Source organism: Curtobacterium sp. YR515 (assembly GCF_900113095.1).
In the GTDB taxonomy this organism is placed as follows: Bacteria; Actinomycetota; Actinomycetes; order Actinomycetales; family Microbacteriaceae; genus Curtobacterium.
Window position 1 is genome coordinate 561,401 of record NZ_FOOD01000003.1, and the last position, 11,927, is coordinate 573,327.

Sequence of the window (11,927 nt, forward strand, 5' to 3'; positions counted from 1 at the left end):
ATGGCCGTCGAGCCGTTCGACACCGTCGACCTCATCCGCACGAAGCGCTCCGGGGGCGCCCTGAGCACCGCCGAGGTCGACTGGCTCGTCGACGCCTACACGCGCGGCTACGTCGAGGACCCGCAGATGGCGGCGATGGCGATGGCGATCTTCCTGAACGGGATGGAGCGGCGTGAGATCAAGGACCTCACCCTCGCGATGATCGCGTCGGGGGAGCGGATGTCGTTCTCGTCGCTCGGCAAGACGACGGTCGACAAGCACTCGACCGGTGGTGTCGGCGACAAGATCACGCTGCCGTTGGCGCCCCTCGTGGCGTCGTTCGGGGTCGCGGTACCCCAGCTGTCGGGCCGCGGGCTCGGGCACACCGGCGGGACGCTCGACAAGCTCGAGTCGATCCCCGGGTGGCAGGCGGCGCTGTCGAACGACCGTCTCCTCGAGGTGCTGACCGACGTGGGCGCGGTCATCTGCGCCGCCGGTACCGGCCTGGCTCCGGCCGACAAGAAGCTGTACGCCCTGCGGGACATCACCGGCACCGTCGAGAGCATCCCGCTCATCGCGTCGAGCATCATGTCGAAGAAGATCGCCGAGGGCACGGGTGCGCTCGTGCTCGACGTGAAGTTCGGGTCGGGGGCGTTCATGCCCTCGTACGAGGCGTCGCGCGAGCTCGCGCAGACGATGGTCGACCTCGGGAACGACGCCGGGGTGAAGACCTCGGCGCTGCTGACCGACATGGAGGTCCCGCTCGGGCTGACGATCGGCAACGCGCTCGAGGTGCGGGAGTCGGTCGACGTGTTGGCGGGCGGGGGTCCAGCCGACGTCGTCGCGCTGACCGTGGCGCTGGCGACCGAGATGCTCACGCTGGCCGGGTTGCCGGACGCCGACCCGGCGGCCGCACTGGCCGACGGCCGCGCGATGGACACCTGGCGGCGGATGATCCAGGCGCAGGGCGGGGACCCCGCAGCCGCGTTGCCGGTCGCCCGCGAGCAGCACGTCGTCACCGCGCCGTCGTCGGGAGTGCTCGCGCAGCAGGACGCCCTGCCGTTCGGCGTCTCGGCCTGGCGCCTGGGTGCCGGCCGTGCGCGCGCGCAGGACCCGGTGCAGGCCGGGGCGGGCATCGAGCTGCACGTCAAGCCCGGTGACACCGTCGCCGCGGGGCAGCCGCTGTGGACGCTGCACACCGACGACGCGTCGCGGATCCCGCGGGCGCTCGAGTCGCTCGAGGGTGCGTGGTCGATCGGCACCGAGGCGCCTCGGCGTGGGCCGATCGTGCGCGAGCGCATCGCGGGCTGAACCCGGGCCGTGGGACCGGCCACCGGCCGGGCTGCGGCTGCCTGCCCGGCTGTGGAGAGCCTCCAGTGGGTCCCGTCGTCTGTTGTGCACAGGTGCCTGCGCGGGGTCGGTGACCACCGATAGCCTGGGTGCATGAGCTCCGACGCCACGACCTACCGCCTGCCCGACGCCGGAGCGGTCATCAACGACCTGCCGAAGGTCTCGCTGCACGACCACCTCGACGGTGGCCTGCGTCCGGCGACGATCGTCGAGCTCGCCGGTGCCGCGGGCGTCACCCTGCCGACGACCGACCCGGCCGAGCTCGGGCAGTGGTTCGCCGACCAGTCGAACTCCGGCTCGCTCGTCGAGTACCTGAAGACCTTCGACGTCACGATCTCGGTGATGCAGACGGCGCCGCAGCTGCACCGCATCGCGAAGGAGTTCGTCGAGGACCTGGTCGCCGACGGCGTCGTCTACGGCGAGGTCCGCTGGGCGCCCGAGCAGCACCTGCAGGGCGGGCTCACGCTCGACCAGGCGGTCGAGGCCGTGCAGGCCGGCATCGAGGAAGCGGTCGACGCCGCGGGCGGCAGCATCCGCGTCGGCCAGCTCGTCACGGCGATGCGCCACGCCGACCGCGCCCTCGAGATCGCCGAGCTCGCCGTCCGGCACCGCGACGGCGGCGTGGTCGGCTTCGACATCGCCGGTGCCGAGGCCGGGTTCCCGCCCTCGAACCACCGTGCGGCGTTCGACTACCTCGCCTCCGAGCTCTTCCCCGTGACGGTGCACGCGGGCGAGGCCGACGGGCTCGCCTCGATCCGCTCCGCGCTCGTCGACGGGCGGGCACTGCGCCTCGGCCACGGCGTCCGCATCTTCGAGGACGTCGTCCTGTCCGACGCCGGTGACGGCTCGACGCTCGCCTCCCTCGGCGAGGTCGCCTCGTGGGTGCGCGACCGTGAGATCCCGCTCGAGGTCTCGCCGTCGTCGAACCTGCAGACCGGGGCCGTCGCGGCGTGGGGCGACGACCTCGCCGACCACCCCTTCGACGTGCTCTACCAGCTCGGCTTCCGGGTCACGGTGAACACCGACAACCGCCTGATGAGCGACACCTCGCTCTCGAAGGAGCTCGCGCTGCTCGCAGGCACGTTCGGCTACGACCTCGACGACCTCGCGGCGTTCCAGATCAACGCGGCCCTCGGCTCGTTCCTGCCGCTCGAGGACCGCGAAGAGATCATCGCCACCATCACGGCCGGCCACCAGGAGGCCTGACGCATGCCACTGCCGCCGCTGCCGGACTCCGCCGTCGTGCTCGGGGCGACCGCGTCCTCGTGGCGCGACGCGCTCCGGTTGGCCGGCGGTGCCCTCGTGTCGTCGGGAGCGGCCACAGAGCCGTACACCGACGCCATGATCGGCCTGGTCGAGGAACACGGGCCGTACATCGTCATCTCGCCCGGGCTGGCGTTCGCGCACGCCCGGCCGGGGCCCGCGGTGCTGCGTGACGGGCTGTCCGTCGTGACGCTCGACGCGCCGGTGTCGTTCGGACACCCGCACAACGATCCGGTCCGCGTGGTCCTCGGGCTCGCGGTCGCCGGGGTCGGCACCCACCTCGAGTCGATCGGGGAGATCGCGAACCTGTTCAACGACGCCTCGGTGACCGGTCGGATCGCCGATGCCGCCACCGCGGACGAGGTCCGCGCGATCATGGGGGTCACGGCATGAAGATCGTCACCATCTGCGGCGCGGGCATCGGTTCCAGCGCGATCCTCAAGGTGAACGCCGAGAAGGCCCTCGCGGCGCTCGGGCTGACCGCGTCCGTCGTGGCGGCCGACGTCGCGTCCGTGCAGAAGGTGTCCGACGACGCGAACGTGATCCTCACCAGCCAGGAGTTCGTCGAGGCGATCGGGTCCACCTACGCCGAGGTCATCGTGATCCGGAACCACTTCGACCAGGCCGAGATCACGGCCGCGGTGGACCGGGCGCTCGGCGAACACTGACGCCGGTTCCGTGGCCTCTAGAGTTGGGGCATGAGCACGGAGAACCCGCTGAACGACCCCGCCGCCGACCCGTTCGAGGTCGCGCGTGACGCCGCCGAGGTCATCGCCTCGAAGTCCGGCATCGAGCGCCACGACATCGCCCTGACCCTCGGGTCCGGGTGGGGGAAGGCCGCGGACCTCATCGGCGAGACCGTGTCCGAGATCCCCGCGTCCGAGGTCCCCGGCTTCAGCGCCTCGGCCGTCCCCGGACACTCCGGTACGGTCCGCTCGATCCGTCTCGCCGACGGCCGGCACGCGCTCGTCATCGGGGCGCGCACGCACTACTACGAGGGCCACGGGGTCCGTCGGGTCGTGCACAGCGTCCGGACCGCGGCGGCGACCGGCGCCTCGATCATGGTCCTGACGAACGGTGCCGGGGGCATCAAGGAGCACTGGACGCCCGGCACGCCCGTCCTCATCAGCGACCACATCAACCTCACCGCGGACAGCCCGCTCGAGGGCGCCACGTTCGTCGACCTCACCGACCTGTACTCGGCGCGGCTCCGCTCGGTCGCTCGCGGCGTGGACCCCTCGCTCGACGAGGGTGTCTACACCCAGTTCCGCGGTCCGCACTACGAGACGCCGGCTGAGGTCCAGATGGCGAAGACCATCGGCGGCCACATCGTCGGCATGTCCACCGCGCTCGAGGCCATCGCGGCGCGGCAGGCCGGCATGGAGGTCCTCGGCTTCTCGCTCATCACGAACCTCGCCGCCGGCATCCAGAAGACGCCGCTGTCCCACGCCGAGGTGCTCGAGGCCGGGCGCGAGGCCGAGCCGGTGATCGCCGACCTGCTCGCCCGCGTGGTGACCGCGCTGGGCTCCGCGTCGTGAAGCTCGACGTCGACGGCGTGCTCGCTGCTGCTCGTGCCTGGAGCGCGCAGGACCCGGACCCCGAGACCCGTTCCTCGATCGATGCGGCGATCGACGCGGCGGCGACCGGCGACGGTCCAGCCGTGCAGGACCTCGCCGCGCGGTTCGCCGGGCGCCTGGCGTTCGGCACCGCCGGCCTCCGCGCCGAACTCGGGTACGGACCGCTCCGGATGAACCGGGTCGTCGTGACCCAGGCCGCCGCGGGACTCGCGCGCTTCCTCATCGACACCGGGCGTCGACGCAGCGTCGTCATCGGGTACGACGGTCGGGTGAACTCGGACGTCTTCGCCCGCGACTCCGCCGAGGTCATGCGCGGCCTCGGGCTCGAGGTCACCCTGCTGCCGTCGGCGCTCCCCACGCCCGTGCTGGCGTTCGCCGTGCGGCACCTCGACGTCGGTGCCGGGGTGATGGTGACCGCGAGCCACAACCCGCCGCGGGACAACGGCTACAAGGTCTACCTCGGCGAGGACGACGAGGGGTCGCAGATCGTCCCGCCCGTCGACGCCGACATCGCCGCCGCGATCGACGCCGTCGCCGCGGGTTCGATCGCGGACCTGCCCCGTGCCACCGACCACACCGTCGCCACGTCCGAGCTGCTCGACGCCTACGTGTCCGCCACCGCGGCGACGGTGGCAGCGCCCGGGCTCGCTCCGGACGCGCAGCCGAAGGTCGTCTACACGGCCATGCACGGCGTCGGGTGGGAGACCGCCCGCGCGGTGTTCGAGGCGGCCGGGTTCGCCGTGCCGGTGACCGTGCCCGAGCAGATCGAGCCGGACGGGGCGTTCCCGACGGTGTCGTTCCCGAACCCCGAGGAACCGGGGGCGATGGACCTGTCGATCGCCCGCGGGGTCGCTGTCGGTGCGGACCTCGTCATCGCGAACGACCCGGACGCCGATCGGCTGGCGCTGGCGATCCCGGACGGCGACGGTTCCTTCCGCAGGCTCTCGGGCAACGAGGTCGGCTGGCTCCTCGGGTGGCGCGCTGCCGCCCGGGCGTCCGACGACGGTGTGGAGGGAACCCTCGCGGCGTCGATCGTGTCCTCGCCGGCGCTCGCACGGGTCGCGGCGCGGCACGGGCTGGAGTACCGCGACACCCTCACCGGCTTCAAGTGGGTCTCCCGCGTCCCCGGGCTGCTGTTCGGGTACGAGGAAGCGCTCGGCTACCTGGTCGACCCGGAGGTCATCCGCGACAAGGACGGCATCTCGGCGGCGCTGTCCCTGCTGTCCCTCGCCGCGGACCTGGCCGCCCAGGGGTCGTCGATCGCCGGGCAGCTCGACGCCTTCGCGGCCGAGTTCGGGGCGTTCGCGTCCGGGCAGGTGGCGACCCGGGTCGACGACCTCTCCCGCATCGGTTCGATCATGGCGTCCCTGCGGTCGACGCCGCCGACGACGCTCGGCGGGCTGTCGGTGCTGTCGGTGACGGACTACGCCGGTGGTGTCGAGGGCTTCCCGCCGTCGGACATCCTCCGCTACGACCTGACGGGTGACGCCCGCGTGATCGTCCGGCCGAGCGGGACCGAGCCGAAGGTGAAGGTCTACATCGACACCGTCGCGGCGACCCCCGCCGAAGCGCAGTCGCTCGTCGACGCCCTCGCCGCCGACATCCGCCCCCTGGTGTCGTAGGCGCGGCCGCGCCGGCGGCGGCGTTGGCGGCTCTGGCGGCTCACCGCGCGTCGAACCACGTTTCCGACATCGAACCAGCTCGTGCCGCTGGTTCGACGTCGGAAACGTGGTTCGACGTTTGCGTGCGTGCGAGTTGTGAGCACGTGATTTCTCCACAGATCGAGCGTCGGGCACGGGAAGCGACCCGAGCCCGGACAGGCTCGGACGATGGTGGTCCCCGTCGTCGTCCCCGTGCACCCCGACCCGGCCGCGGCCCGCGCGCAGCAGCGAGCGTTGCGCGACGGGCAGTTGATCCGCGTCGGCCACGGCGCCTTCGTCCACCGCGAGGACTGGGAGCGCGCGACCGCTTGGGAGCAGCACCTCGCGCGTGCGGCGGCGGTGCACTCCGTCACGCCTCGTGCCGTCGTGTCGCATGCCTCCGCCGCGGTCGCGCACGGACTGCCGTGGATCCAGCCGGTGCCGGAACGCGTGACCGTGCTCGATCCAGTGCGTCGGACCGCGCAGCGCACGAGGTTCGCGGACAAGGCCGCTGCGGCCGGACGACACGTGGCACCGGTCGTCGTCGGCGGTCTGCCCGTCACGACCTTGGTGGACACGGTCGTGGACATCGCGCTGCGGTACGACCGCGGCCGAGCACTCGCGGTGGCGGACGCGGCGCTCCGACGTGGCGTGCAGCACGACGCGATCGAGGACGAGTTGGCGGCACGCGGCACGGTTCGCGCAGGGCGACGCGCACTTCGGTGCTGGAGTTGGCGGCGGGCGCCTCGGAGTCGGCGGGGGAGAGCGTCGCTCTGCTCGTGATGCGCGACGTCGGGTGTCCGGCGCCGGTCCAACAGCACGAGTTCCGCGACGACCGCGGTGTCATCGGCAGGGTCGACTTCTGGTTCCCGGACCAGGGCGTGATCGTCGAGTTCGACGGTCTCGTGAAGTACCGGGACGTCGGGATGCGCAACGGCCGCTCCGTCGAAGAAGTCGTCATCGCGGAGAAGGTGCGGGAAGATCGGCTGCGAGCGCTGGACGACGTACGCCGCGTCATCCGGCCGATCTGGCGTGACGTCGTGCCCGGCGGCGCGTTCCCGGCGATGCTGGCGGCGGCAGGTCTCCCGGTCCGGCGGGGCGTCCGAACGACGCCCGCATGGTGAGCGGCCCCCGCGTGGAACCACGAATCCGACATCGAACCGACCAGGCGCGGTGGTTCGATGTCGGATTCGTGGTTCGAAGCGGCGCGCGGCGCGCCGCGCGCGGCGCAGCCGCCTACGCGAGCTCGAGCAGCACGTGGCCGGACGAGATCGTCTGGCCGACGGGGGCGTTCAGCCCCGTGACGACGCCGTCACGCGGGGCAGCGACGGGCTGCTCCATCTTCATGGCCTCGAGCACGACGAGCAGGTCGCCCTTCACCACGGTGTCACCCTCGGCGACCGCGAGCTTCACCACGGTGGCCTGCATCGGGGACGTCACGGAGCCGGACGACGCCAGGCCGCCACGGACCCCGGACGACCGGCGCTTCGGCGGAGCGGACGGCCCGGCCGGACGACGACCGGCAGCACCGGCGGCGCCACCGGCGACGATCGACGGCATGGTGACCTCGATGCGCTTGCCCTGCACCTCGACGACCACGCTCTCGCGGGCTGCCGGTGCGGGGAGCTCCTCGGGGGAGCCGCTCCACGCCGGGATCTCGTTGACGAAATCGGTCTCGATCCACTGCGTGTAGATGCTGAACGGGGTCTCGTCGGGCGTCGCGAACGCCGGGTCCGACACGACCGCACGGTGGAACGGCAGCACGGTCGGCAGGCCGGTGACCTCGAACTCGGCGAGGGCACGACGCGACCGCTCGAGCGCCTCGGCGCGCGTGGCACCGGTGACGATGAGCTTCGCGAGCATCGAGTCGAACGAGCCGGAGACGACGTCGCCGGAGACGACGCCCGAGTCGACGCGGACACCGGGGCCGGACGGCGCATGGAACGCGTGCACGGGGCCCGGCGCCGGGAAGAAGTTGCGACCCGGGTCCTCGCCGTTGATGCGGAACTCGAACGAGTGCCCCCGCGCGACCGGGTCGGAGTAGTCGAGCACGCCGCCCTCGGCGATGCGGAACTGCTCGCGGACGAGGTCGATGCCGGTGACCTCTTCGGAGACGCAGTGTTCGACCTGCAGGCGGGTGTTCACCTCGAGGAACGAGACGGTGCCGTCGGCGCCGATGAGGAACTCGCACGTGCCGGCACCGACGTAGCCGACCTCGCGCAGGATCGCCTTCGACGACTCGTACAGCCGATCCTCCTGCGAAGCCGTCAGGTACGGCGCGGGCGCCTCCTCGACGAGCTTCTGGTGCCGACGCTGCAGCGAGCAGTCGCGCGTCGAGACGATGACGACGTTGCCGTGCTCGTCGGCGAGGCACTGCGTCTCGACGTGGCGCGGCTTGTCGAGGTACTTCTCGACGAAGCACTCGCCGCGGCCGAACGCCGCGATGGCCTCGCGCGTCGCCGACTCGAAGAGCTCTTCCACCTGGTCGCGCGAGCGGACGACCTTGAGACCACGGCCGCCACCACCGAACGCCGCCTTGATCGCGACGGGCAGCCCGACCTGGTCGACGAAGTCGAAGACCTCGGAGACGTCCTGCACGGGCTCGATCGTGCCGGGCGCGAGCGGCGCACCGACCTTCTCGGCCACGTGCCGCGCAGAGACCTTGTCGCCGAGGCGCTCGATCGACTCCGGCGAGGGGCCGATCCAGGTCAGCCCGGCGTCGATGACGGCGCGGGCGAAGTCGGCGTTCTCGGCGAGGAACCCGTAACCCGGGTGCACGGCGTCGGCGCCGGAGCGTCGGGCGACCGAGATGATCTTGTCGATGACGAGGTAGGTGTCGGCGCTCGTGGTGCCGTTCAGCGCGTAGGCCTCGTCGGCGAGGCGTGCGTGGAGGGCGTCACGGTCCTGGTCGGCGTAGACCGCGACCGATGCCTTGCCTGCGTCGCGGGCCGCGCGGATGATGCGGACGGCGATCTCGCCGCGGTTCGCGATGAGGACCTTGCTGATACGGGGCATGGTAAGTCAGCGTATTCGTGCGGCAGGGGCGCGAATTGACTGGCACCCACAAAGAACCGGCGCGAAGAAGTGTGGATGTCTACAGTGCCCAGAGGTCGTGCCACGCGATGCCGAACCCCCGCAGCAGCATCGCGCGCAGCACCGGGAGCGAGAGCCCGACCACGGCGGACGGTGCGCCGTCGATCCGGGTGATGTACGCGGCGGCCCGACCGTCGATGGTGAACGCCCCGGCGACCTCGAGCGGTTCGCCGGTGGCGACGTACGCGTCGATCTCCGCGGGCGACATGTCGTCGGCGAAGGTGAGCACGGCGCTGTCGACCGCCACCACCTGGTCGCCGTCGGCGACCATCGCCGACCCGCCGGGCGCGACGCCTGCGACGAAGGCAGCAGCGCCGAGCGGCCCGCCGCCCGACGCGTCCACGGTACGGACGGGAGGCACGGTGCCGGCCCGACCCGCGCCTCCAGGCCCCGGATCGGGTGCGTCCAGGGCGTCGGGTGCGTCCGCGGCCTGGCGCCGGTCCACGACGCAGTGCCCGCTCCAGAGCGTGCCGCCGCCGGCGGCGAGCATCTGCCGCCACCGCTCCCGCGCGACCTCCGGGTCGTGGGGCTTGCCGTACAGCACGCCGTCGACCTCGAACGCGGAGTCCCCGCCGAACACGAAGCCGTCGACCGGGGAGCCGTCGACGGGGGCGTCCGCGACGGCCGAGGCCTTGGCGACCGCGAGCATCGCCACCAGCTCCGGTCCGGTCAGGTCGCGGCCGAGCGACGTGGCGGCCGCGGCGACCGCGGCGTCCTCGTCGACCCCCGGCGCGACGAGCACCGGCTCGATCCCGGTCTGGGCGAGGAGGGCGCGGCGGGCGGGGGAGGTACTCGCGAGGTACAGACGCATGGGAACATCGAACCATGGGTGAATCCGTCGGAACGCTGCTCGACCTCGACGTCACCGGGATCGCCCACGGCGGTATCTCGGTGGCACGGCACGAGGGGCGGGTGGTCTTCGTGTCGGACGCGATCCCCGGCGAACGGGTGACCGCCCGCGTGACCGAGGACCGGAAGAAGTCGTTCTGGCGTGCCGACACCGTGTCGGTCGAGACGCCGAGCGAGCACCGCGTCGACCACGTCTGGCCCGAGGCCGCCCTCGACCGCGACCCGGCCGTCCGCGCCGGCGGTGCCGAGTTCGGGCACATCGCCCTCGGCCACCAGCGCACGCTGAAGCACGACGTCCTCGTCGACTCCTTCGCGCGCTTCGCCCGCACGGACCTCGCTGCCGTGCTCGGCCACGACGTCGTGGTCGAGGCAGCCCCCGGCGACGACGAGTCGAACGGCACCGGCTGGCGCACCCGCGTCCGCCTGCACGTCGACGAGGACGGCACCGCCGGCCCCTTCGCGGCCCGGTCGCACACCGTCGTGCCCGTCGCGTCCCTCCCGCTCGCGAGCCGGGTCGTGCAGGAGAGCGCACCGCTCGGCCGCGGCGCGATGCCCGGCGCGTCCGTCGTCGACGTCCTCGCGCCGAGCGGCTCCGAGGGCGCGCGACTCGTGATCGACGAGCAGAAGCCGACCGTCGTGACCGAGGTCGTGGGGGAGCGTTCGTTCTCGGTCGACGACAACGGCTTCTGGCAGGTCCACCGTGCGGCTCCGGCCGTGCTGACCGCGGCCGTGCAGGACCTCGTCGACCGCGACCGGCTCGACCCCGAGGGGCAGCACCTCGACCTCTACGGCGGTGTCGGCCTGCTCGGCGCCGCGCTCGGCGACCTCGTCGGGCCGCGCGCCAAGCTCACCAGCGTCGAGAGCTCGGAGCGCGCCACCGAGCACGCGCAGGAGAACCTGTCCGAGTGGATCGGCGCCCGCGCCGAGACCGGCCGCGTCGACCGCTGGCTGCAGCGCACCGTCTCGACCCTGTCCGCCGGCGAGCGGCAGCGGCACCGCGCCGGGACGATCGTGCTCGACCCGCCGCGCTCGGGTGCCGGGCGCGAGGTCGTCGTGCAGATCGCGGCCCTCCAGCCGGCGCAGGTCGTCTACGTCGCCTGCGACCCGGTCGCGTTGGCGCGCGACGTCGCGACGTTCGCGGACCTCGGGTACCGCCTGGAGGCACTGCGCGCCTTCGACCTCTTCCCGCACACCCACCACCTCGAGGCCGTGGCGCGCCTGGTGCCCGTCGCCTGACGTCGATCGCGGGTCGCCTCCAGGGCGGCGGCCGCGCGCTCGACGGCGGTCGCGCGGGCGCCGCGCCGACCTGGCCGATTTGCGCGACGCGTGTCCGAGCGCACGACGACCGGCCGTGTCACGACCGCGTCGCGCCGCTGCCTGAGTCCGACCTGGGTATCCTTGGTCGTTGATGGCGAACCGGTTTCAGGGGCCGGGGAGCGCATCGACCAGAGAGGCCACCGTGGCAACAGACACGACCACAACCGGAACGACCGGACTGGCGACCAAGCCCGTCCGTGTCGCGATCGTCGACGACCACGAGTCCGTGCGGCTCGGGATCCAGGCAGCCTGCCAGAACGAGGGGTTCGAGGTGGTGCTGACCGCCGCGAGCGTGCCCGAGTACATCGAGAACCTCGGCGGGCGTGAGGTCGACGTCGTCGTCCTCGACCTGTCCCTCGGCGACGGCTCGACCGTGACCGCGAACGTGAAGGGTGTGCAGGGCACCGGTTCCGCCGTGCTCGTGCACTCGATCGCCGACCGCGTCGCGAACGTCCGCGAGGCACTGGCCGCAGGGGCGGCCGGCGTCATCCCGAAGTCCTCGGCGACGAAGACCGTGATGGCCGCCGTCGCCACCGTCGCCCGCGGGGACGTGCTCAACAACCTCGAGTGGGCCAGCGCGATCGACGCCGACCGGGACTTCGCGAAGGCGCAGCTCGGACGCCGCGAGCGCGAGATCCTGCACCTCTACGCCTCGGGCCTGCCGCTCAAGCTCGCCGCGCAGCAGCTCGGCATCGGGTACTCCACCGCCCGCGAGTACCTCGACCGCATCCGTGTGAAGTACGTCGAGGTCGGTCGGCCGGCACCGACGAAGGTCGACCTCCTCCGTCGTGCGGTCGAGGACGGCATCCTGCCGGGGCTCGACTCGGGCATCGACCCCGACGGCGACGGCCGCTGAGCA

12 protein-coding genes are annotated in these 11,927 nt (G+C 72.5%); 10 read left to right on the forward strand and 2 right to left on the reverse strand.

What is annotated here, in order from left to right; translation table 11 throughout:
- From BM028_RS10825 to BM028_RS10860, 8 genes are all read left to right on the forward strand, one after another.
- Entirely contained in the window at nt 1-1,290 is a 1,290-nt protein-coding gene (locus tag BM028_RS10825) for a thymidine phosphorylase (protein ID WP_092386459.1), read from the forward strand.
- A gap of 132 nt (nt 1,291-1,422) precedes the next feature.
- On the forward strand, nt 1,423-2,535 hold the full coding sequence (locus tag BM028_RS10830; RefSeq protein WP_092386461.1) for an adenosine deaminase: 1,113 nt from the start codon (nt 1,423-1,425) through the stop codon (nt 2,533-2,535).
- A gap of 3 nt (nt 2,536-2,538) precedes the next feature.
- Complete coding sequence (locus tag BM028_RS10835) at nt 2,539-2,985, forward strand: PTS sugar transporter subunit IIA (RefSeq protein ID WP_070418446.1); 447 nt, start codon at nt 2,539-2,541, stop codon at nt 2,983-2,985.
- Nucleotides 2,982-3,260: a PTS sugar transporter subunit IIB gene (locus tag BM028_RS10840; protein WP_070418447.1), complete on the forward strand. Its 279-nt coding sequence runs from the start codon at nt 2,982-2,984 to the stop codon at nt 3,258-3,260. Before BM028_RS10835 ends, BM028_RS10840 begins: the two co-directional genes overlap by 4 nt.
- A 30-nt stretch (nt 3,261-3,290) precedes the next feature.
- Nucleotides 3,291-4,130: a purine-nucleoside phosphorylase gene (locus BM028_RS10845; protein WP_070418448.1), complete on the forward strand. Its 840-nt coding sequence runs from the start codon at nt 3,291-3,293 to the stop codon at nt 4,128-4,130.
- Complete coding sequence (locus BM028_RS10850; RefSeq protein ID WP_092386463.1) at nt 4,127-5,791, forward strand: phospho-sugar mutase; 1,665 nt, start codon at nt 4,127-4,129, stop codon at nt 5,789-5,791. Before BM028_RS10845 ends, BM028_RS10850 begins: the two co-directional genes overlap by 4 nt.
- 207 nt (nt 5,792-5,998) lie before the next feature.
- Entirely contained in the window at nt 5,999-6,592 is a 594-nt protein-coding gene (locus tag BM028_RS10855; protein ID WP_092386465.1) for a hypothetical protein, read from the forward strand.
- On the forward strand, nt 6,589-6,933 hold the full coding sequence (locus tag BM028_RS10860; protein WP_139219803.1) for a hypothetical protein: 345 nt from the start codon (nt 6,589-6,591) through the stop codon (nt 6,931-6,933). The genes BM028_RS10855 and BM028_RS10860 overlap by 4 nt, the downstream gene beginning before the upstream one ends.
- Nucleotides 6,934-7,045: 112 nt before the next feature.
- Here BM028_RS10860 and BM028_RS10865 read toward each other — a convergent pair whose 3' ends face one another.
- Both BM028_RS10865 and BM028_RS10870 read right to left on the reverse strand, forming a co-directional pair.
- Nucleotides 7,046-8,824, reverse strand: coding sequence for an acetyl/propionyl/methylcrotonyl-CoA carboxylase subunit alpha (locus BM028_RS10865; RefSeq protein ID WP_092386469.1), 1,779 nt, complete (start codon nt 8,822-8,824; stop codon nt 7,046-7,048).
- A 79-nt stretch (nt 8,825-8,903) separates the two neighbouring features.
- Nucleotides 8,904-9,713: a Maf family protein gene (locus BM028_RS10870; protein WP_092386471.1), complete on the reverse strand. Its 810-nt coding sequence runs from the start codon at nt 9,711-9,713 to the stop codon at nt 8,904-8,906.
- A gap of 14 nt (nt 9,714-9,727) precedes the next feature.
- Between BM028_RS10870 and BM028_RS10875 the strand changes: the two genes are divergently transcribed.
- Nucleotides 9,728-10,987 carry a class I SAM-dependent RNA methyltransferase gene (locus BM028_RS10875; protein ID WP_070418453.1) on the forward strand — a complete coding sequence of 420 codons (1,260 nt, stop codon included), beginning with the start codon at nt 9,728-9,730 and terminating at the stop codon, nt 10,985-10,987.
- Between the two features lie 172 nt (nt 10,988-11,159).
- Complete coding sequence (locus BM028_RS10880; RefSeq protein ID WP_374115184.1) at nt 11,160-11,924, forward strand: response regulator transcription factor; 765 nt, start codon at nt 11,160-11,162, stop codon at nt 11,922-11,924.
- The last annotated feature ends 3 nt before the right edge of the window (nt 11,925-11,927 follow it).

What these genes read in the sequence shown, in the direction of transcription:
- BM028_RS10830 (WP_092386461.1), top strand. Translation starts at nt 1,423, where the DNA reads ATGAGCTCCGACGCCACGACCTACCGCCTGCCCGACGCCGGAGCGGTC.
- BM028_RS10835 (WP_070418446.1), top strand. Translation starts at nt 2,539, where the DNA reads ATGCCACTGCCGCCGCTGCCGGACTCCGCCGTCGTGCTCGGGGCGACC.
- BM028_RS10880 (WP_374115184.1), top strand. Translation starts at nt 11,160, where the DNA reads ATGGCGAACCGGTTTCAGGGGCCGGGGAGCGCATCGACCAGAGAGGCC.
- BM028_RS10845 (WP_070418448.1), top strand. Translation starts at nt 3,291, where the DNA reads ATGAGCACGGAGAACCCGCTGAACGACCCCGCCGCCGACCCGTTCGAG.
- BM028_RS10825 (WP_092386459.1), top strand. Translation starts at nt 1, where the DNA reads ATGGCCGTCGAGCCGTTCGACACCGTCGACCTCATCCGCACGAAGCGC.
- BM028_RS10865 (WP_092386469.1), bottom strand. Translation starts at nt 8,824, where the DNA reads ATGCCCCGTATCAGCAAGGTCCTCATCGCGAACCGCGGCGAGATCGCC.
- BM028_RS10870 (WP_092386471.1), bottom strand. Translation starts at nt 9,713, where the DNA reads ATGCGTCTGTACCTCGCGAGTACCTCCCCCGCCCGCCGCGCCCTCCTC.
- BM028_RS10855 (WP_092386465.1), top strand. Translation starts at nt 5,999, where the DNA reads ATGGTGGTCCCCGTCGTCGTCCCCGTGCACCCCGACCCGGCCGCGGCC.
- BM028_RS10875 (WP_070418453.1), top strand. Translation starts at nt 9,728, where the DNA reads ATGGGTGAATCCGTCGGAACGCTGCTCGACCTCGACGTCACCGGGATC.
- BM028_RS10840 (WP_070418447.1), top strand. Translation starts at nt 2,982, where the DNA reads ATGAAGATCGTCACCATCTGCGGCGCGGGCATCGGTTCCAGCGCGATC.